Genomic DNA, 20,482 nt, shown 5'->3' with positions numbered 1-20,482 from the left:
GTCCGTGGACGGAAAGGCAAAAGCTGGATTTCGGAACAGTTCAGCCCGCTGAGGCATGGGCCGTGGTGGATAAGTCTTGGGTACTTCAGGTCTTGGACATCATGGACTGGAGAACCGTAAGGCCACTCTCCAGATCCCGCTCCACATCCGCCGCCCGGATCTCCAGCACGCGATAGTCGCGCGCCTCGAGCCACGTCCGCCGGCCCGCCCGGTCCGCCGCGATCGTCTCGCCCTCGCCCGGGTTCACCAACTCGATCGCGATCCGGTGCGGGAACGAGACGAAGTCCGGGATGTGGCGGCCGACCGGGGTCTGGCGCTTGAACTGGCCTGCGAAGCGGCGGTCGCGGGTCAGGGCCTGCCAGAGCAGCCGCTCGGCATCGGTCGGGTTTCGGCGGAGCAGGCGGGCGAGCCCGCGCACGGTCGATCCGCTGTCGGGGACACCGCCGCCCTGGCCGTGCTCGGCCAAGAGCGCGCGCAGGCGGGTTGCCTGCTCGCCGTCGAGCACGCCGCCCTTGGCCGGGCCCTTGCGCCCCTCCGCGATCGCCATGACGACGCCATGGAGGGTGTGCATGTCCTGCTTGGTCGGCTCCATCCGGCTGAAGATGTTGCGCAGGTTGACCAGCATGGTGTCGCGCTTCTCGGCCGGCCGCAGGAACTCGACCTTATCGAGCTCGCGCACGAGATTGTCGAAGAAGGCCTGCATCTGGTGCTGCGAGGCGCGCTCGGAGCGCTCCGGCATGGCGTGCGGCAGCTCGCCGGATGTCGCCAGCTTGAACCATTCATAGCCGATCAGCAGCACGGCCTGGGCGAGGTTGAGCGAGGCGAAGCCCGGATTGACCGGGAAGGTGATGATGCGGTTGGCGAGGCCGACCTCCTCGTTGGTCAGCCCCCAGCGCTCGCGGCCGAACAGGATACCGGCCTTGCCCCCGGTCGCGACGTGTCCGGAGATCTCGGCCGCTGCGGCTTCCGGACCCACCACCGGCTTGGCCTGGTCATGGGGGCGCGCGGTGGTGGCGAACAGCAGGTCGAGATCGGCGACGGCCTCACCGACCGTGTCGAACAATTCGACCTTTTCCAGAATATAGTCGGCGCCGGCGGCGGCGCGCTGGGCGGCGATGTTGGGCCAGCCGTCGCGGGGGTTGACGATGCGCAAGCGGCTCAGGGCGAAGTTGCCCATGGCGCGCGCGGCCATGCCGATGTTTTCGCCAAGCTGCGGCTCGACCAGGATCACGATCGGACCGTCGAGGGAAAGACCCGCCTTGCTCTTGTCAGTCCCCGACATCTCGTTTCGCTTTCACTCTTCGTCTCAAGGCCTTGGCAAGGCGCTCTCAGGAATTGATTCAAGGCCCGCCGCCAGCCGGCGCGCCCTGCCGCCTGTCGTTTGCCTGTCCTGACGAAATTCTCAAGGGAAATAACGACTTGGATTCGACTTTTGAATCTCTTCTGAAGCCTCAGGCCGGCCCCCGCCGGCGGGCCGCTCCCCGCCCCCCATCTGGGGAAGCTGGATGAGCTAAAAGTGCATAATCCCTTGGCTTTCGCCCGCCGCGCGGCGGTGCTAAGAGGCGGCGGATATTCCCGTGGCGCGCCAATAGCGCCGTTCCCAAGAGGCTTCCCCGATCATGGCAAAAATCAAGGTATCCAATCCCGTCGTCGAACTCGATGGCGACGAGATGACCCGGATCATCTGGCAGTACATCAAGGACAAGCTGATCACCCCGTTCCTGGATGTCGAGCTGATGTATTTCGACCTGGGGATGGAATACCGCGACCACACCAACGATCAGGTGACCATCGACGCCGCCGAGGCCATCAAGAAGGTCGGCGTCGGCGTCAAGTGCGCCACCATCACCCCTGACGAGGCCCGGGTGAAGGAGTTCAACCTCAAGCAGATGTGGAAGTCGCCGAACGGCACCATCCGCAACATCCTCGGCGGCGTGATCTTCCGCGAGCCGATCATCTGCAAGAACGTGCCGCGCCTGGTTCCCGGCTGGACCAAGCCGATCATCATCGGCCGCCACGCCTATGGCGACCAGTACCGCGCCACCGATTTCAAGTTCCCGGGCAAGGGCACCCTCTCGATGAAGTTCGTCGGCGAGGACGGCACCGTGATCGAGAAGGAAGTGTTCAAGGCCCCCGGCGCCGGCGTCGCCATGGAGATGTACAATCTCGACGACTCCATCATCGACTTCGCCCGCGCCTCGCTGAACTACGGCCTGCTGCGCAACTACCCGGTCTATCTCTCGACCAAGAACACGATTCTGAAGGTCTATGACGGTCGCTTCAAGGACATCTTCCAGGACATCTACGACCGCGAGTTCAAGAAGGAATTCGAGGCCAAGGGCCTGACCTACGAGCACCGCCTGATCGACGACATGGTGGCCTCGGCGCTGAAATGGTCCGGCGGCTATGTCTGGGCCTGCAAGAACTACGACGGCGACGTGCAGTCCGACACGGTCGCGCAGGGCTACGGCTCGCTCGGCCTGATGACCTCGGTGCTGCTCACCCCGGACGGCAAGACCGTGGAAGCGGAAGCCGCCCACGGCACGGTGACCCGCCACTACCGCGAGCACCAGAAGGGCAAGGAGACCTCGACCAACTCGATCGCGTCGATCTTCGCCTGGACCCGTGGCCTCGCCCACCGCGCCAAGCTCGACAACAACGCCGAGCTCGCCAAGTTCGCGAACACCCTCGAGAAGGTCTGCGTCGACACCGTCGAGGCCGGCTACATGACCAAGGACCTCGCGCTGCTGGTCGGTGCCGACCAGCGCTGGCTCTCGACCACCGGCTTCCTCGACAAAGTCGCGGAGAACCTCACCAAGGCGATGGCGGCGTAAGCCGACCGCAATTTCGCCCGACTGGGCCGGACATCATCACGGGCCGCGCCTTTGAGCGCGGCCCGTTTGTTTTTTGAAACCCTTTGCGGAGACCGCCATGTTCAGCAAGCTTGCCGCCCCCACCCTGATGCTCGCGGCCCTGATCGGACCGGCCGGGGCTGCGGAGACGCTTCCCGAGGCCATCGCCGCGCCGGGCGAGACCGTCGTGCTCAGCGTCCACGCCGAGGGTGCGCAGGTCTACGAGTGCAAGGCGGGCGCCGACGGCAAGCTCGCCTGGGCCTTCCGCGAGCCGATCGCGACGCTTCTCTCCGAGGGCAAGACGATCGGCCATCACTATGCCGGTCCGAGCTGGGAGCTTGCCGACAGCAGCGCCGTGGTCGGCAAGGCCATCGGCAACGCGCCGGGCGCCACGGGCGCCGACATCCCCTGGCTGAAGCTGGAGGTCGCCTCCCGCCGCGGCAGCGGCGTCCTGACGCCGGTCACCACCGTCCAGCGCATCAACACCCATGGCGGCAAGCTCGAGGGGTCTTGCGACAAGGCCGGCGAGTTCAAAAGCGCGCCGTACTCGGCGGACTATGTTTTCCTGAAGAAGGGCTGACCGCTCAGCGGTCGGTGCCCTCGCGCTCGGCCTGGGCCAGTTCCGCCGCAGCGAGATCGCCGGTCTCTTCCAGCCGCGCCTTCGCGGTCTTGTGGACGTGGGCCGCGAGCGTCGGCATGCGCTCGATCAGGGCGTGGAAATCCTGGGCGTCGAGCACCAGCAGCCGGGTCTTGCGCGTCGCCGTCACCGTGCCGCTGCGCTTGGTCTTGTGCAGCAGCGCGATCTCGCCGAAGAAAGTGCCGTCGGTGAGCCGCACATTCTGGCTCGGCAGCGCGATCTCGACCTCGCCGGCGGTGATGAAATACATCGACGTGGCGGCATCGCCCCGCCGCACCAGGATCTCGCCCTGCTCGATGGTGCGCGCCCGCAAGAGCCGCATGATGTCGGCGATCTCCGAGGCCGACAAATGCGAGAACAGCGGCACCCGCGCCAGCATGCCCCAGGTGACGACGAAGTCGCGCCGCTTCACCTCTTCCGCGAAGGCCGTCGAGATGATCGCGACCGGCAGCGCGATCATGGCAAAGCCTGAGATGATCGCGAACACCGAGACGAACTTGCCGAGCGCCGTCACCGGCACGACGTCGCCATAGCCGACGGTGCCGAGCGTCACGATCGCCCACCACATCGCCTGCGGGATGGTGCCGAGCTTGTCCGGCTGCACGTCGCGCTCGATGGCGTAGAGCAGCGAGGCGAAGGTCAGGACCACGCCGATCAGGATGACGATGCAGCCGATCAGCGCGCGCCGCTCGGCGTGCACGGCGGCGAGCAGCGAGCGCATTGCCGGCGAATAGCGGATCAGCTTGAAGAACGGCAGCACGCCGAGCGCCGCCAGCGTCGCATGCCGGCCCGTGGCGAGCACGATTGCCGCGGGCAGGAACGCCATGAGGTCGATGATGCCGAGCGCGGAGAAGGCATAAGAGAGCCGGTCGGACAGCGCGGACGCCTTGCGCTGGGTGTGTCCGGCCACCGTCCACAGCCGCGCGGCATATTCCAGCGCGAACACGATCACGGCGAAGACCTTGATCGCCGAGAACAGCGCGCCGAACTGCGCGTCCAGATCCGGCACCGAGGCGAGGACCATCGCGACCACGTCGAGCACGATGACGCCGATGATCAGCTGGATGAAGCGCGACCCGACCGAATAGGCCAGCGGATCGTGCTCCAGCAATTCGTAGAGGCGATCCCTTAAATTGGGGTCGCGAAGCCCACGTCCTCGCGGAACGAGGCCCACGGCCTCACGCGCCCGCCATGGCTTTTTCGATCGCCGCAAGCGCCTCGGGCGCCTTGGCACCGTCGGGGCCACCGGCCTGCGCCATGTCGGGGCGGCCGCCGCCGCCCTTGCCGCCGAGCGCTTCGGAGGCGACACGCACGAGGTTCACGGCGTTGAAGCGCGCGGTGAGATCGGCGGTGACGCCCACCACGATTCCGGCCTTGCCGTCCCCGGTGACGCCGACGATGGCGACCACGCCGGAGCCGATCTGCTTCTTGCCGTCGTCCGCGAGGCTCTTGAGATCCTTCATCTCGATGCCCTCGACCGCACGCGCCATCAGCTTGACGTCGCCGACCTCGCGCACGCCGGAGGCTGCGCCATTGCTGGCGGCAGCACCGCCGCCCATCGCGAGCTTCTTGCGGGCGTCGGAAAGCTCTCGCTCGAGCTTCTTGCGCTCCTCCATCAGCGCGGTGATGCGCGCCGGCACGTCGTCGATCGAGGTGCGCAGCTCGTTCGCCGCGGTCTTCGCCAGCGCCATGGTGTCGTTGGCGTGCTTGCGCGCGTAGTTGCCCGTCAGCGCCTCGATGCGGCGCACGCCCGAGGCGACCGCGCTCTCACCGGTCAGCGTGATCAGGCCGATGTCGCCGGTGCGCCGCACATGGGTGCCGCCGCAGAGCTCGACCGACCAGCCGAGCGCGTTGGCGCCGCGTTCGCGCGCGGTCCTGCCCATCGAGACGACGCGGACCTCGTCGCCGTATTTCTCGCCGAACAGCGCGCGCGCCCCGGCCTCACGAGCTTCATCGACGCCCATGACGCGGGTCGTGACCTCGTCGTTCTCCAGCACCACGTCGTTGGCGATGTCCTCGACGCGGGCAAGCTCCTCCGCCGTGATCGGCTTCGGATGCACGAAGTCGAAGCGCAGCCGGTCCGGCGCGACCATCGAGCCGCGCTGGGCGATGTGGTCGCCGAGCACCTGGCGCAGCGCCTCGTGGATGAGATGCGTCGCCGAGTGATGGGCGCGGATCGAGGAGCGGCGCGAATGATCGACCTCGAGCTGCAGCGCGGTGCCGAGCTTCAGCTCGCCGCTCTCGACCGTGCCGACGTGGACGAAAAGATCGCCGAGCTTCTTCTGCGTGTCGGTGACGCGGAATTTGACGCCGCCCTCCCCGAGCAGCACACCGGTGTCGCCGACCTGGCCGCCGGACTCCGCGTAGAACGGTGTCTGGTTGAGCACCAGCGCGCCGGTCTCGCCGGCCTTGAGGCTGGCGACTTCCTGGCCGTCCTTGACCAGCGCGGAGACCACGCCTTCGGCGCTCTCGGTCTCGTAGCCGAGGAATTCGGTGGCGCCGAGCTTCTCGCGCAGCGGGAACCAGATCGCTTCGGAAGCCGCCTCGCCGGAGCCCTTCCAGGACTCGCGCGCCTTGGCTTTCTGGCGCTCCATCGCATCGGTGAAGGCGGACTGGTCCACGCCGATGCCGCGCGACTTCAGCGCGTCCTGCGTCAGGTCGAGCGGGAAGCCGTAGGTGTCGTAGAGCGTGAAGGCGACGTCGCCGTCGAACATGTCGCCCTTCTTCAACGAAGCGCTCTTCTCGTCGAGGATGGCGAGGCCGCGCGTCAGCGTCTTGCGGAAACGCGTCTCTTCCAGCCGCAGCGTTTCCTCGATCAGCTTCTCCGCGCGCATCAGCTCCGGATAGGCCTGGCCCATCTCGCGGACCAGCGCCCAGACCAGCCGATGCATCAGCGGCTCTTTCGCACCCAGCAGCTGCGCATGGCGCATCGCGCGGCGCATGATCCGGCGCAGCACGTAGCCGCGGCCTTCATTGGAGGGCAGCACGCCGTCGGAGACGAGGAAGGCCGAGGAGCGTAAGTGGTCGGCGATGACGCGGAACGAGGCCACGGTCTGCTCGTTCGGCCCGCTGCCGAGCGCGGAGGCCGTCGCGTCGATCAAGTGACGGAACAGGTCGGTCTCGAACACGCTGTCGACGCCCTGCATGATGCAGGCCATGCGCTCGAGGCCCATGCCGGTGTCGATCGAGGGACGCGGCAGATCCACGCGCTCCTCCTTCGTCACCTGCTCGTACTGCATGAACACGAGATTCCAGAATTCGAGGAAGCGGTCGCCGTCCTCTTCCGGCGAGCCCGGAGGTCCGCCCCAGATGTGCTCGCCGCGATCGATGAAGATCTCCGAGCACGGGCCGCACGGCCCGGTGTCGCCCATCGCCCAGAAATTGTCCGAGGTCGGGATGCGGATGATGCGGTCGTCGGAGAAGCCCGCGATCTTCTTCCACAGCCCATGCGCCTCGTCGTCAGTGTGGTAGACGGTGACGAGCAGCTTGTCCTTGTTGAGCCCAAAGTCCTTCGTGATCAGCTTCCAGGCGAGCTCGATCGCGCGCTCCTTGAAATAGTCGCCGAACGAGAAGTTGCCGAGCATCTCGAAGAAGGTGAGATGGCGCGCGGTGTAGCCGACATTGTCGAGGTCGTTGTGCTTGCCGCCGGCGCGCACGCATTTCTGCGAGGTGGTGGCGCGCTGATAGGGCCGCTTCTCGACGCCGGTGAAGACGTTCTTGAACTGCACCATGCCGGCATTGGTGAACATCAACGTGGGGTCGTTGCGCGGCACCAGTGGCGAGGACGGCACGATCTCGTGGCCGTTCTCGGCAAAGAAGTTCAGAAAGGTCGACCTGATCTCGTTGACGCCGCTCATGTTCATCCAATCGGGTGTGTTCGGACCCGCGACCGCCGTCCAAACCGGAAATTAAGGCTGATATCTGCGGGTCAAAGCGCTTTTAGACAAGGCCAGCTTCGCTGTCCAGAAACTGTGCAGAGAGATCAGAGGGTTGCCGCAGGCGCTCAATCCCGTTGCAATCCCGTTGAAAGACGCAAAGGCCGCGTTGACAGGCTTGGCTGGCCTGTGGTCTGTACCCATCTGTATCGTACGGCCACGTCGGGAGAGACCGGCTTTAGGCAGCCGGCGCCGAAGGAGCAACCGCCCCGGAAACTCTCAGGCAAAAGGACCGCGTGGCTTTGACAGCATCTGGAAAGAGGCGCCGACGAGCTTGAGGCTCGGACAGCGTCCGCCGACGGGATAATACTCTCAGGCACAGCGACAGATGGGGCTTCGACTGGTTGGCTCGGGGAATCGTCCCCGGGGAACCGCCGAGGGCCCCCTGTGATGCTAGCTCACGACCAAGACTCCCTGAAACGTACGCCCCTCTACGACCTTCATGTGTCCCTCGGGGGCAAGATGGTGCCGTTCGCGGGCTATGACATGCCCGTGCAGTACCCCGCTGGCGTGCTGAAGGAACACCTCCATACCCGCAGCCAGGCCGGCCTGTTCGACGTCTCCCACATGGGCCAGATCGCGCTGCGGCCGAAATCCGGCAGGGTCGAGGACGCCGCCCACGCGCTGGAACGGCTGGTGCCGCAGGATATCGTCGCGATTGCGCCGGGAAGGCAGCGCTACGCCCAGTTCACCAATGCCGATGGCGGCATTCTCGACGACCTGATGGTCGCCAATTTCGGCGACCACCTGTTCCTGGTCGTCAACGCCGCCTGCAAGGCAGAGGACGAGGCGCATCTGCGCGCGCATCTCTCGGACGACTGCGTCATCGATTCGCTGGCCGACCGCGCGCTGATCGCGCTGCAGGGTCCGAAGGCGGAAGCGGTGCTGGCGAAATTCTGTGCAGAGGCGCCGTCCATGAAGTTCATGGACGCCGGTCCGCATGAGGTCGCCGGCATCAAGTGCTTCGTCTCGCGCTCCGGCTACACCGGCGAGGACGGGTTCGAGATTTCGGTTCCCGCTGCGGACGCCGAGCGTCTGGCCAAAACGCTGCTGGAAAACCCCGACGTGATGCCGATCGGGCTCGGCGCCCGCGACAGCCTGCGGCTGGAAGGCGGGCTCTGCCTCTACGGCCACGACATCGACACCGCCACCACGCCGGTCGAGGCCGCGCTGGAATGGTCGGTGCAGAAGAGCCGCCGCAGCGGCGGCGCGCGCGCGGGTGGTTTCCCCGGCGCCGAGAAGATTCTCGCTCATTTCGACCAGGGTGCGGCCCGCCGCCGCGTCGGCCTGCGCGCGCAAGGCCGCGCGCCGGTGCGCGAGGGCGCGCTGCTGTTTGCTGATAGCGCATCCGCCGAGCCGATCGGACAAGTCACATCGGGCGGCTTCGGCCCGAGCCTGAACGCGCCGGTCGCGATGGGTTACGTGCCCACCGCATCGAGCGCGCTCGGCACGAGCCTGTTCGCCGAGGTGCGCGGCCAGCGGCTGCCGCTCACGGTCGCCGCCATGCCCTTCGTGAAAAACACCTACAAACGCTGAGGACTTCAGAAATGACCACGACGCTGTACACCTCCGACCATGAATGGCTCGCCATCGAGGGCGATGTCGCCACCGTCGGGATCACCGACTACGCGCAGTCGCAGCTCGGCGACGTCGTGTTCATCGAGCTGCCCAAGCTCGGCCGCGCGCTGAAGAAGGCGGAAGCCGCCGCCGTGGTGGAGTCCGTGAAGGCGGCCTCCGACGTCTACGCGCCTGTGACGGGCGAGGTGCTCGAGACCAACGATGCGCTCGCCGCCGAGCCGGCGCTGGTGAACTCGGATGCACAAGGCAAGGCCTGGTTCTTCAAGATCAAGATTGCCGACAAGAGCGAACTCGGCGGCCTCATGGATGAAGCCGCCTACAAGGCCCACACGGCGTGAGATGAAGCGAACTCTGACCTCACATTCGGTGTCATCACCCGCGAAGGCGGGTGATCCAGTACGCCGCGGCCCATCGGCTCAATCACGAACGCCTGCGTTTACTGGATCGTCCGCCTTCGCGGACGATGACAGCGACAGATGACCTAAAGCGAGGACCCATGATGACCGCGCACCGCAAATCCAACGGCGACACCACCAATTTCGCTCGCCGCCACATCGGCCCGTCGGCGCGCGACGTCGCCGCGATGCTGGAGACCGTCGGCGCCAAAAGCGTCGACGCGCTGATGGCGGAGACGCTGCCGGCCTCGATCCGGCAGGCCGCCCCGCTCGATCTCGGCAAGCCGCTGAGCGAGACCGAGGCGATCGCGCATATGGGCGAGCTCGCTGCCCAAAACCAGGTCTTCACCTCGCTGATCGGCCAAGGCTATTCCGGCACGATCCTGCCTGCGGTGATCCAGCGCAACATCCTGGAGAATCCGGCCTGGTACACGGCCTACACGCCCTACCAGCCCGAGATCAGCCAGGGCCGGCTGGAGGCGCTGTTCAACTTCCAGACCATGATCTGCGACCTCACCGGGCTCGACGTCGCCAACGCCTCGCTGCTCGACGAGGCCACCGCGGCCGCCGAGGCGATGGCGCTGGCGGAGCGGCACTCGCGGGTCGAAGCAAAGGCCTTCTTCGTCGACAAGGACGTGCATCCGCAGACGCTGGCTGTGATGCGCACTCGCGCCCAGCCGCTGGGTTGGAATTTGATCGTCGGCGATCCCCTCACCGATCTCGACAAGGCCGACGTGCTCGGCGCGCTGCTGCAATATCCGGGCTCATCGGGCGCATTGCGCGACCTCAGGCCCGCAATCGCGGCGTTGAAGGCCAAGGGCGCACTTGCGATCGTTGCCGCCGACCTGCTGGCACTGACACTGCTCGCCTCGCCCGGCGAGCTCGGTGCCGACATCGCCATCGGTTCGGCGCAGCGCTTCGGCGTGCCGATGGGCTATGGCGGACCGCACGCGGCCTATATGGCGGTGCGCGATGCGCTGAAGCGTTCGCTGCCCGGCCGCATCGTCGGCCTCTCCGTGGATTCGCGCGGGATGCCGGCCTATCGCCTCGCGCTGCAGACCCGCGAGCAGCACATCCGCCGCGAGAAGGCGACCTCCAACATCTGCACCGCGCAGGTGCTGCTCGCCGTGATCGCCGCGATGTATGCGGTCTATCACGGCCCCGAGGGGCTTTCGCAGATCGCGCGCCAGGTGCATCGCCGCGCTGCGGTGCTCGCCGCGGGCCTGCGCAAGCTCGGCTTTGCGCCGCACTCCGACAGCTTCTTTGACACGCTCAGCGTCGATGCCGGCGCCAAACGCGCCGAGATCGTCGCGCGCGCGGCGGCCGAGAAGATCAATCTCGGCGTCGGTGAAACCGCGCTGCGCATCGCGCTCGACGAGACCACCACGCCCGCGACCGTCGAGGCGGTCTGGCGCGCCTTCGGCGGCCAGCTCGCTTACGCCGAGTTGGACGCGACCACGCGCGAGGCGCTGCCGGAGGCGCTGAAGCGCACGACCGCGTTCCTCACCCACCCGGTGTTCCACGCGCATCGCTCGGAGACCGAGATGCTGCGCTACATGCGCAAGCTCAGCGACCGCGACCTCGCGCTCGACCGCGCCATGATCCCGCTCGGCTCCTGCACGATGAAGCTGAACGCGACCACCGAGATGATGCCGCTGACCTGGCCGGAATTCGGCAGCCTGCACCCGTTCGTCCCGCGCGAGCAGGCCAAGGGCTATCACGCGCTGTTCGCGCGGCTGGAGAAGTGGCTGTGCGACATCACCGGCTATGACGCGATCTCGCTGCAGCCGAATTCCGGCGCGCAGGGCGAATATGCCGGGCTGCTCGCCATTCGCGGCTATCATGCCGCGCGCGGTGAGGCCCATCGCAAGATCTGCCTGATCCCCTCCTCCGCCCACGGCACCAACCCGGCCTCGGCCGCGATGGTCGGCATGGACGTCGTGGTGGTCGCCTGCGAGAAGAACGGCGACGTCGACGTCAACGATCTCCGCGCCAAGGCCGACAAGCATGCGAATGACCTCGCCGCGGTCATGATCACCTATCCCTCGACCCACGGCGTGTTCGAGGAGCACATAAGCGAGATCTGCGACATCGTCCACGGCCATGGCGGCCAAGTGTATCTCGACGGCGCCAACCTCAACGCGCAGGTCGGCCTGTCCCGGCCCGGCGATTACGGCGCCGACGTCAGCCACCTCAATCTGCACAAGACCTTCTGCATCCCGCATGGCGGCGGCGGCCCGGGCATGGGCCCGATCGGCGTGAAGGCGCATCTCGCCCCGTTCCTGCCGGGCCATCCGGCGACGCGAGGCGACGCACCGGTCGGCCCGGTCTCGGCCGCGCCGTTCGGCTCGGCCTCGATCCTGACCATCTCCTACATCTACATCCTGATGATGGGCGGCGAAGGCCTGAAGCGCGCCACCGAGATCGCAATCCTCAACGCCAACTACATCGCCGCACGGCTCGATGCGCATTTCCCGGTGCTCTACAAGAACGCGAGGGGCCGCGTCGCGCATGAGTGCATCGTCGATCCGCGTGCGCTGAAGACGACCAGCGGCGTCACCGTGGACGACATCGCCAAACGGCTGATCGATTACGGCTTCCACGCGCCGACCATGAGCTTCCCGGTGCCGGGCACGCTGATGATCGAGCCGACCGAATCGGAATCGAAGGCGGAGCTGGATCGCTTCTGCGACGCCATGATCGCGATCCGGAAGGAGATCGCCGAGGTCGAGGCCGGCCGCTTCAAGATCGAGGCCTCGCCCTTGCGCCACGCCCCGCACACCGTGCACGACATCGCGGACGATGCGTGGGCCCGCGCCTATAGCCGTGCCGAGGGCTGCTTCCCCGACGGCGTCTCGCGCACCGACAAATACTGGAGCCCGGTCGGACGCGTCGACAACGTCTATGGCGACCGCAATTTGGTGTGCTCGTGCCCACCGGTGAGCGACTACGCGGAAGCGGCGGAGTAAGACGCGACGGAAGTTTCGTAGGGTGGGCAAAGCAGAGCGTGCCCACCACATTTGTGCACATTGAGATATGGTGGGCACGGCTCTCGCGCGCCTTTGCCCACCTTACGGCTCTGCCCTCTACCCATCCTACAACCTAGCTTAAGGCGCCACCAGCGAACGACTTTGCCCGTCCCAGCGCCAGAGCCGTTCGTTGGTCAGAAGCGTGCCGCCCCACCAGCGCCGGATCGGATTGTGGCTGCGGAAGTCTTCCCGGCCCGCAAGCACCGCTTTGCCGAACTCCGTCAGCAACAGCCGGCTCCGGCGAAAGGCGGCGTTGCGACCTCGCGCATCGTGCGGGGCAAGCGTCGCGAGCTTCGGATCGAGACCGGCGACCGCCGGCATCGGACCGGACGCAAGCCCTTCGAGCAAAGGGCCGAGCTCCCACTGGTCGTACACACGTGTTTCGAGCAGGCCGCCCGGCTGAAACAGCTCCCTGGTACGGTTGTGTCCCCTCGCAATCAATTCGAGAAGCCGCGCTTCCGTCGCACCCAGTCCGGTGATTGGTGACGGCAGTTCTGCCAGCAATTCTTCCATCGCCGGCTTCAGGAAGGGTAGCCTGGGGAAATCCCTGCCGAGCAATCCGGAACAGAACTCCGGCGTTGGCGCCCGGTAGGCCTCCCAAGCCATGCGGGCGACCTCGAAGTCGCGCTCCGTCACATCGAGCGCCCGCACGGTACGCTCGCGAAGCCCCGCGACGTCTGCTCCGAGCAAATCGAAATCGACCAGTCGCAATTTCAGGCGCTCGGCCATGTAGGGTTCGGCGCGGAGATAATCGAGGATCCAGACCAACTGCAATTGATTGTTCGGGCTGGGATCAAACCACAGCTCGATGAGCTCGACGCCATAGGTCTCGCAGAACCAAACCAGCGGGAGCTCCTTGTGCGCGAGACCAGTGTCGGGAGACCGGGCAACAAGATCGGACCAACGCACCTCCGGATCGCCTCTGAAAGAGCCTCCCGTGAGATAGGCCTGGAGGTGATGCGACGTCGGCAGCGGCCCCGACACGAACCGAAAGATGAGCGGAACAACCATGTCGGCGCGGTCCGCGTAGGTGAGACCGACGCCGGATGAACTGGTCAGGATCATACGCTTCATCGTCGATGCGCCCGCCCCCACGCAAAACGAAACGGGCCCCGAAGACGTCGGCAACTCAACGTCCTCAGTGCCCGCTCCTCGCGAAAAACTCTCCGCGTTAAGACTTACTCGTCCGCCGGCTCCTCGCCGTCGGCGTCGCGCTCAGGGGTGCCGGCCAGAATCTGCTCGGCGATCAGGCCGGAGTTCTGGCGGATCGCGGTCTCGATCTTGGCGGTGATGTCGGGGTTGGCCTTCAGGAACGCTTTCGAGTTCTCGCGGCCCTGGCCGAGGCGCTGGCTGTCATAGGAGAACCAGGCGCCGGACTTTTCGACGATGCCGGCCTTGACGCCGAGATCGAGGATCTCGCCCATCTTGGAAACGCCCTCGCCGTACATGATGTCGAACTCGACCTGCTTGAAGGGCGGCGCCAGCTTGTTCTTCACCACCTTGACGCGCGTGGTGTTGCCGACCACTTCGTCGCGCTCCTTGATCGCGCCGATGCGGCGGATGTCGAGGCGGACGGAGGCGTAGAACTTCAGCGCGTTGCCGCCGGTGGTGGTCTCCGGTGAGCCATACATCACACCGATCTTCATGCGGATCTGGTTGATGAAGATCACCATGGTGTGGGACTTGTTGATGGACGCCGTCAGCTTGCGCAGCGCCTGGCTCATCAACCGCGCTTGAAGTCCCGGCAGCGCATCGCCCATCTCGCCCTCGAGCTCGGCCTTCGGCACCAGCGCCGCGACCGAATCGACCACCAGAACGTCCACCGCACCCGAGCGCACCAGCGTGTCGCAGATTTCCAGCGCCTGCTCGCCGGTGTCCGGCTGCGAAATCAGCAGCTCGTCGATGTTGACGCCCAGCTTGCGCGCATAGACCGGGTCGAGCGCGTGCTCGGCGTCGATGAAGGCACAGATGCCGCCCTTCTTCTGCGCTTCCGCCACCGTGTGCAGCGCCAGCGTGGTCTTGCCCGAGGATTCCGGCCCGTAGATTTCCACGACGCGCCCCTTCGGCAGGCCGCCGATGCCGAGCGCAATGTCGAGCCCGAGGGAACCGGAGGACACCGCCTCGACATCCATCGACCGGTCGTTCTTGCCGAGCTTCATCACCGAGCCCTTGCCGAACTGGCGCTCGATCTGGGAGAGCGCGGCGGCCAGAGCTTTACTCTTGTCCATGGAAGATCCTTCGACGATACGCAGGGCAGTTGCGGACATTGGGTCGTGCTCCTTATGGCGAGGATTCGCTAGGGGGACAAACGATTGGCGAGGCGGGCCGGCGATAAAAGCAATGTACCCTATTTGTTCCTGGTTCGCAATATGTTCTTTTGCGGACTTCGGTACTGTCCGTATTTAACCCCCAGTGTCCTAAGCTGAATTCGGAAATGTCCTAATTTGTTCTTGATCGGACACAACCTGTTCATGCGCGTTTAGGATTAACTCGTTATGGGTGTAGCGTATAAGGGCCGGGGCGTTCCGCCAGAAGAACACCCTGGCCACCAGAAGAACACCCTGAAACGTTCACTTTGGAACAGAAGGCAGGCTGACTGCATATTAAGCTCGCAAGAACTCAAACCCTGCGGTTAGGACCCGTAGAGACCAAGACGAGGTTGTGTCATGAGGCAGCGCCGTCGTTTCACGCAAACCGTCCCTCTTGAGGAGCGACTTTCCGAAGAAGCGAAACGTCTCCGCGAACGGGCCAAAGCCCTCCCCCATGGTCCTCAACGAGAGGACCTCCTGCGCAAAGCCCGCCAAGCCGAGATCGGCTCGCACATGAGCGAGTGGCTCACATCGCCGGGGCTTCAACCGCCAAAGCCAGCGTAGGCGCAAGGCACGCCTCAGGTATCGAGTTGCCCGGCATAGATCCGGATTCGTCCCGGCGTGGTCATTCGCAGCCTGCCCTGAAGAAAGACCATGTAGCCTAGCGCGATCAATCGGGCGCGATGTTTGGCAGGGATCGCAGGCGCAGCGCTATTTGCAGCCGCATGACCGACCGCGAGCAAAGAGGCGAACTCTTCATGGGTGAGCTTTTTCGCTTTTGCGGTCATGACCTCAGCATGAACCGTTTCGGCGATCCTGCATGTTCGGTTTTGCTCAGATCCCTAGAAATAAAGGCCGCCTCAGCTGGCGGCCAGTAGCCCTGTTTGTCGGCGGCTTCTTCGCTGATTCACAGTGTCCCGGGCTGAATGACGTTGGGGTCCTTCTGGAGTTCGATCGCCATTAAACCGAATTGGGTCCTGATTCCCCCTCCGCTGGTGTCCTGCTCCGGCACAATGAACCTTGGCATAGGGTGTGCAGACGAAGGATTACCGGGGTTTTGCATCATCCCCCCTGGGGCTGGAAAGCCGCCGCCCGCGCCATATTTGAGCGGGCGGCGTTTTTATTTGCGGACAGCAAAAGGCCCCAACTCAAGGGGAACGGGGAGCTGGGGCCAAGGTACCGGGCCAGCCAAGGCTACCGCCGGCCCAGGCGCATCAACATGCACCAGGGCGCCATCCCCGGGCGATGGGGCAATCGGCTTAGTCAGGATTTGCAAGCGAGTGCCCCACATGCAGCGGCCCCGCCTCGCTGGATGCGCGGTGGGGCCGCCTGCTCTCCGGACTGGGGCTGGATCCGTCCGGTGGGCCAATTCAGCCTATGCCCGTTAGCGGGAAGTCGTGACTGCTCAAAAGGGGCATCCCTCGAGTGTCCCAATTCGGTATTGCGGGTGTCCCAATTGGACAGCACCCGGATTTTGGTACTGGCAGGAGCGGCAAGGAACCGTCCAAGCCACTCGCCTCGAGTTAAGGCCGTGGCAGTGGCCGGCGTCAGCGGCCGGTTTGAAGATCGCGGAGGCTGATTTGCTTTCGTTGACTTTTCCCGAGGTGGTCAAGATTGACCATGTGTCCGGCAGAGGACATGTCAGACTGTGCCGTCACCGCGCGCCCCCTGGCTTTGATCGGTGATGAGAACGCCACCAGCGCTCCCGTCTCCTCCGGAAAGGAGCAGCGCCATGCAGCGACGCCATGTCAAGCACACCACGTCCCTTGAAGAGCGCCTTGCCGAACAAGCGCAACGACTCCATGCGGAAGCCAGATCGCTTCCACCAGGCATCGAGCGTGAGCGTACAATCCGCAAAGCCCGGCAAGCCGAGATCGGCGCTCACATCAGCGAGTGGCTGAGATCGCCCGGACTGCAACCGCCGGATTGAAGGCTGCAACCAACTGGCAGCCAACTCATTGTCCCCCATCACCGGCCGGGGCTCTGCCGTAGGCGCCGGTGACTGAGAGAGATGCGCGCTCCCGCCTGCATTCTGGAGAGCGCCTGCGATGGCCATCTATTACTTCGACCTGCGCGACGGGGACGAGATTGTTCCCGACGAAGAAGGTGTAGAATTGCGAGACCTGCTCGCGGTGCAGGAAGAAGCCGCCCGCGCGCTCGCCGGCCTCTCGTGGGACTCCGTGCAAAACTTCAAAGGCGCGCAAAGTCACAGGATGTCGATTGAAGTCAGGGACACGCATGGCCCTGTGATGCAGGTCAGGTTCGTCTTCGATATCAGCAGGCGGCAGTGAGACCGCTTCGGTCAGATCTCTTCAACCCGAAGAGGAACGACCACGTCCAACGGCCTGCCTTCATTGTGGCCCGGCCAGTTGCCCCAGATAACCCTCGCGTCGAATGAACGGCCGCGGCACATGACCTTGATCGTGTCGCCAACGACGGGTGCCTCGCCCTGGAACAGATTTTCGTCGACCCGAAGCTCGCGCTCCGTCACCAGTTCTCCGCTCTTGAGACAAATGCGCTTCACCCAGTACGCCATTGGAAGATCGACTCCATCTTGAAGGCTCCCTCGGTTGGCGGCCTTCCAGGTTTCACACGGGCCTAATTTGGTTCTGCCGCTTCGTCGCCGCGCTCCCTCAAGGCGGCCTTTTCGAAATGGGCGAGCGAGGCAGCCAGCGCAATCCGTTCGCGATCTCATCGTACTGCACCAGCCCGGAGCTGGAGCAAGAGCGTCCTTTTTCGACTCAAGCTGACGTGCATCAAAGGCGCATGAGCAGGGCGCCGTCATGCTTCCGCAATCTTGCGGCATCGAACCTTTTCGCGGTCTGCGGCTTCTCTGGATTGGACCGCAACAGTGGGGATCTCGGTCATGACGGAAAACGCGCACCAGGATGCAACCAGGCGCAATCATCTGCTCGAGGCGGCGCATGAGGAGATGGTCAAGTTCGAGCGGAAGGAAAACGAGTTCCGCAAGAGGGATCGCCAGGAGCGTGCCGCCGAGCTCCACCTGCCCCTGGACGTGATCAAGGTTCATTAGCGAGCCCGGCATCACGCGTCGGCCATGCCCGCCTCACGGCCGATTGCGCGCGAAAGGTACCTAGATACTACTTCTAAATCATTGATCGAACAGCGAAATCCCCAGCCCGCCTACTGTGCATGGGGTTGTTTTCCAATTTCTTGAAAGACAGTGCCAGCCGCCGGCGCATGCCGGCCTTGCCCCGCTGCCATCTCCCCACCCGCGCATGCCGGCCGGACCTACATCAGCGCCAGCAGCCCGATGCCGATCACCAGCACGACGAAGCCAATCGCCGTCGCGGCGGCGAACGACCGCTCTACGTTATCCATGATGCCACCCCGTTGCCGGCGTGCCACGTTTCCCCCATGGCAGCACCGGACCTTGCGGAATCTCGCTTGCGGCTGTGGCTCGAGTGTTGCGATCGGGTGACCAAATTGGGACCGGTGCGGGGCCAGTCTGCGGCTCTCTCCCGCGCGGGCCTCGATGCCGCCGTCAGGCACCCGTAAGCCTGATCGCCTAATGTCGTCCCGCCCGGTGGACCAACACCGGGCCTCCATACCCAACCGACGACCCCGCTCACCCCCGAGCGGGGTTTTCTGTTTGCGGGCATGGGTGGGCGCCGGCCAGGATTCGATTCGCGGACTTGTCAGGCTGTCGTAAGCTCAGCCCGCTAGGGTCGTCGGGCTTATGGTGTTGCAGCCCAGCACCTCAGCCTCCAATAACCTCTGACCCGCCTGGCTCTCCCCGGGCGGGTTTTTTTCACGCCGGCCGGTTCACGAGCCCCTCTCCTCCCGCGTCAGCCGCAGCGAGAAGGCGCGGATCGCGGGCGCCGCCAGCAGCACCACGGGCAGCATCGCGGCCCATGCAATCAGCCATGACACCATCCAGTGCCGGGCGAACAGCATCGCGCCGTCAGCGGGCAGGCTGGCGATCCCCGCCGCGATCAGCGAGGTCAGTCCGGACTGGAGGACACCGAAGACGAAATGACTGTAGCGGCGGGGAATGCCGAGCATGACGCGCCCATGTTGCTTGCCGTCACGAGGCCAAGCAAGGCACATGCCGGGGCCCGCATCGCGGCGGGCCTGGACTCTTCCCGTTCGATCGGGATCGTCAGTCAGTGCCGCGCGTTGGACAGCGGCGCGCCCCGCATCGGCTCGGTGCGATCGGAGCAGCACGACAATCCTTCGAAGCGCCAGAAGGTGACGAGGCTGGCCTCGCCGCACTCTTCGCAGACGAGCGTCTCGTCACCGAGCATGAAGCGGCCGCGCCTGAATGTCGGGGACGACGCCGGATGCCGGCAATGCGGACAGACCAGCGAGAACTTCCGTACACCCCAACGTAACGCAAGACGCCTCAGCCAGTTCACGCGGTCCTCTTCGCTGACGGCGTGCTCGTGCCGTGCTTCGATGTCAGCACAGCATAGGTGCCCGGCACGCAAAAGTGGAAATGCTTCAAGCGCACATGCTCGCTTCGAATAGCCGCGCCCGCACAGTTGCGGTTCCTCACATCTGCGATGGAGCGCAGGATGTCTCGCCGCTCCCGCGTTCAACCTGGCATGTCGCCTGCGGCCATCGACGCGACGATTCCCGGCGCTGAGTCCTGGAGCAACCCATCGTTAACCGATGGCCATCGAATGGCCCCGTGGTTCTCCGACCATGAACAGAGTTCCTGAGCCGCGCTCAGCTGCATCAGCGCAGCGGGCGATGGACTTGCACCGCTTGGCGGGCTGGCATCTTTCGGAATGCGATTTCGTTTGCTTCGGAGCGCGCGCGCTTTCGAAATTTCCGTGAACTGTCCAAGGCTTAACAGCGGATTTTGCTTGTCCCGGGAATATAATCACGCTCACCATGTTAGAGTGATCGAAGGTAAATCGTGGGGAGGTAACCATGAATCACAGGGGCATCGAGTTCACCGTCGCCAAGACGGCCATTCCTGGAATCTGGCAATGGCAGTTCCGAATCGGCGAGCAGGTCAAGACCGGCAAGACCGAGACCAAGATCGACCAGCTGGCGATCCGGCGGGTGCAGCTGCGCATCGATCGGGAACTGAAGGCCATCGGGCGCAAGACAGCCTGAACAACACGGCCTGAACCGGACGCACCAGATCGGCGGCGCCCCGGCGCATCCCGTAGCCGCCCGGAATTGATCTGCCTGTGGTTTGGGATTGCACTGCGCGCCACGGCCTTGGGGGCGGGGCCGTCACGCGATCGGGCCAGCCATGCCGCTCTATTTCTTTCGAATCCGAAACGGCCGCTATTCCGGCTGTGCGGACCAGGCGTCGGAATTTGCCGATCGCGATTTGGCCTGGAAGGAGATGACCAGCGCCTGCGCCGACATGGCCGCTGGCATCGCCCGCAAGCTCCAGGAAAACTCCGAATGGCACATGGAGCTCCTGGACGAGGCCAAGGAGCCGGTGTTCCGCATCCGCATCGTCGCCGAGACGCTCGACTAGACGCGGACCTCAATCTGCGCTGGGCAGCCGCCGCATGGTGAATTCGATGTCGCCGCCGGGCAGCTCGCGCCAGGTCTCGACCGCGCTCATATAGCCGGCCTTGGGGTAGCGGGCGAAGAAAGCCTGCGCCCTCGCCCGCGCCGCCGCGCGCGGCAGCGTGAAAGTCTCGCGCAGATAGCCGTCGCCGGTGCGCTCGCCCGGCTTGCCGCCGATCCTGCGCCGGCGCGCCATCCGCTCGGCGAGATCTCGCGGACGATCGGCCATGACCTGTCCTCCTCTACGC

Annotated in this window: 19 protein-coding genes and 1 riboswitch; of the genes, 9 read left to right on the top strand and 10 right to left on the bottom strand. The window is 65.1% G+C overall.

Annotated elements, in window-relative coordinates; all coding sequences use genetic code 11:
• Positions 1 to 85: 85 nt before the first annotated feature.
• Entirely contained in the window at positions 86 to 1,282 is a 1,197-nt protein-coding gene (locus ACVWW6_RS22580) for a TrmJ/YjtD family RNA methyltransferase (RefSeq protein WP_060908162.1), read from the bottom strand.
• A 337-nt stretch (positions 1,283 to 1,619) separates the two neighbouring features.
• Here ACVWW6_RS22580 and ACVWW6_RS22575 point away from each other — a divergent pair, with 337 nt between their 5' ends.
• Entirely contained in the window at positions 1,620 to 2,834 is a 1,215-nt protein-coding gene (locus ACVWW6_RS22575) for an NADP-dependent isocitrate dehydrogenase (protein ID WP_011088491.1), read from the top strand.
• Positions 2,835 to 2,931: 97 nt separating this feature from the next.
• Positions 2,932 to 3,432, top strand: coding sequence for a DUF3455 domain-containing protein (locus tag ACVWW6_RS22570; RefSeq protein ID WP_028173349.1), 501 nt, complete (start codon positions 2,932 to 2,934; stop codon positions 3,430 to 3,432).
• A 4-nt stretch (positions 3,433 to 3,436) separates the two neighbouring features.
• Here ACVWW6_RS22570 and ACVWW6_RS22565 read toward each other — a convergent pair whose 3' ends face one another.
• Together ACVWW6_RS22565 and alaS are read right to left on the bottom strand one after the other, a co-directional pair.
• Positions 3,437 to 4,663, bottom strand: a complete 1,227-nt coding sequence (locus ACVWW6_RS22565) for a cyclic nucleotide-gated ion channel (RefSeq protein ID WP_456681398.1) — start codon at positions 4,661 to 4,663, stop codon at positions 3,437 to 3,439.
• 4 nt (positions 4,664 to 4,667) lie between these two features.
• The gene (gene alaS / locus ACVWW6_RS22560) at positions 4,668 to 7,346 is read right to left on the bottom strand and encodes an alanine--tRNA ligase (RefSeq protein WP_456681397.1); all 2,679 of its coding nucleotides are present in this window, start codon (positions 7,344 to 7,346) and stop codon (positions 4,668 to 4,670) included.
• A gap of 231 nt (positions 7,347 to 7,577) precedes the next feature.
• A riboswitch (glycine riboswitch) is annotated at positions 7,578 to 7,668 on the top strand.
• A gap of 146 nt (positions 7,669 to 7,814) precedes the next feature.
• Between alaS and gcvT the strand changes: the two genes are divergently transcribed.
• From gcvT to gcvP, 3 genes are all read left to right on the top strand, one after another.
• Positions 7,815 to 8,960: a glycine cleavage system aminomethyltransferase GcvT gene (gene gcvT, locus ACVWW6_RS22555; RefSeq protein ID WP_456681396.1), complete on the top strand. Its 1,146-nt coding sequence runs from the start codon at positions 7,815 to 7,817 to the stop codon at positions 8,958 to 8,960.
• An 11-nt stretch (positions 8,961 to 8,971) separates the two neighbouring features.
• Positions 8,972 to 9,340 (top strand): glycine cleavage system protein GcvH, encoded by a 369-nt coding sequence (gcvH, locus tag ACVWW6_RS22550; protein WP_011088496.1) that lies wholly within the window; start codon positions 8,972 to 8,974, stop codon positions 9,338 to 9,340.
• 161 nt (positions 9,341 to 9,501) lie between these two features.
• Complete coding sequence (gcvP, locus tag ACVWW6_RS22545) at positions 9,502 to 12,366, top strand: aminomethyl-transferring glycine dehydrogenase (protein ID WP_456683173.1); 2,865 nt, start codon at positions 9,502 to 9,504, stop codon at positions 12,364 to 12,366.
• A gap of 138 nt (positions 12,367 to 12,504) precedes the next feature.
• Here the strand turns inward: gcvP and ACVWW6_RS22540 are convergent, their stop codons facing one another.
• From ACVWW6_RS22540 to ACVWW6_RS22530, 3 genes are all read right to left on the bottom strand, one after another.
• A complete protein-coding gene (locus ACVWW6_RS22540) occupies positions 12,505 to 13,554 on the bottom strand; it encodes a hypothetical protein (protein ID WP_456681395.1) in 1,050 nt (349 codons plus the stop codon).
• 50 nt (positions 13,555 to 13,604) lie between these two features.
• Positions 13,605 to 14,693, bottom strand: coding sequence for a recombinase RecA (gene recA / locus ACVWW6_RS22535; RefSeq protein WP_011088499.1), 1,089 nt, complete (start codon positions 14,691 to 14,693; stop codon positions 13,605 to 13,607).
• 620 nt (positions 14,694 to 15,313) lie between these two features.
• A complete protein-coding gene (locus ACVWW6_RS22530; protein ID WP_011088501.1) occupies positions 15,314 to 15,523 on the bottom strand; it encodes a hypothetical protein in 210 nt (69 codons plus the stop codon).
• A gap of 1,260 nt (positions 15,524 to 16,783) precedes the next feature.
• Here ACVWW6_RS22530 and ACVWW6_RS22525 point away from each other — a divergent pair.
• The gene (locus ACVWW6_RS22525; RefSeq protein WP_456681394.1) at positions 16,784 to 17,026 is read left to right on the top strand and encodes a DUF6894 family protein; all 243 of its coding nucleotides are present in this window, start codon (positions 16,784 to 16,786) and stop codon (positions 17,024 to 17,026) included.
• An 11-nt stretch (positions 17,027 to 17,037) separates the two neighbouring features.
• Here ACVWW6_RS22525 and ACVWW6_RS22520 read toward each other — a convergent pair whose 3' ends face one another.
• Complete coding sequence (locus ACVWW6_RS22520) at positions 17,038 to 17,271, bottom strand: hypothetical protein (RefSeq protein ID WP_456681393.1); 234 nt, start codon at positions 17,269 to 17,271, stop codon at positions 17,038 to 17,040.
• 330 nt (positions 17,272 to 17,601) lie between these two features.
• Here ACVWW6_RS22520 and ACVWW6_RS22515 point away from each other — a divergent pair, with 330 nt between their 5' ends.
• The gene (locus ACVWW6_RS22515) at positions 17,602 to 17,769 is read left to right on the top strand and encodes a hypothetical protein (RefSeq protein ID WP_053815136.1); all 168 of its coding nucleotides are present in this window, start codon (positions 17,602 to 17,604) and stop codon (positions 17,767 to 17,769) included.
• A 752-nt stretch (positions 17,770 to 18,521) separates the two neighbouring features.
• On the opposite strand, the gene ACVWW6_RS22510 is transcribed toward ACVWW6_RS22515, so the two are convergent.
• Complete coding sequence (locus ACVWW6_RS22510; protein WP_028173338.1) at positions 18,522 to 18,761, bottom strand: DUF2798 domain-containing protein; 240 nt, start codon at positions 18,759 to 18,761, stop codon at positions 18,522 to 18,524.
• Between the two features lie 101 nt (positions 18,762 to 18,862).
• A complete protein-coding gene (locus ACVWW6_RS22505) occupies positions 18,863 to 19,114 on the bottom strand; it encodes a hypothetical protein (protein ID WP_162185873.1) in 252 nt (83 codons plus the stop codon).
• Between the two features lie 520 nt (positions 19,115 to 19,634).
• Here ACVWW6_RS22505 and ACVWW6_RS22500 point away from each other — a divergent pair.
• Both ACVWW6_RS22500 and ACVWW6_RS22495 read left to right on the top strand, forming a co-directional pair.
• The gene (locus tag ACVWW6_RS22500) at positions 19,635 to 19,823 is read left to right on the top strand and encodes a hypothetical protein (RefSeq protein WP_060908170.1); all 189 of its coding nucleotides are present in this window, start codon (positions 19,635 to 19,637) and stop codon (positions 19,821 to 19,823) included.
• 142 nt (positions 19,824 to 19,965) lie between these two features.
• On the top strand, positions 19,966 to 20,199 hold the full coding sequence (locus tag ACVWW6_RS22495) for a DUF6894 family protein (RefSeq protein ID WP_011088507.1): 234 nt from the start codon (positions 19,966 to 19,968) through the stop codon (positions 20,197 to 20,199).
• A 9-nt stretch (positions 20,200 to 20,208) separates the two neighbouring features.
• Here the strand turns inward: ACVWW6_RS22495 and ACVWW6_RS22490 are convergent, their stop codons facing one another.
• Positions 20,209 to 20,463: a hypothetical protein gene (locus ACVWW6_RS22490; protein ID WP_038967182.1), complete on the bottom strand. Its 255-nt coding sequence runs from the start codon at positions 20,461 to 20,463 to the stop codon at positions 20,209 to 20,211.
• Positions 20,464 to 20,482 lie beyond the last annotated feature (19 nt).

The organism is Bradyrhizobium sp. USDA 3311, from assembly GCF_054062495.1.
This window is presented reverse-complemented; position numbering and strand designations above follow the sequence as displayed.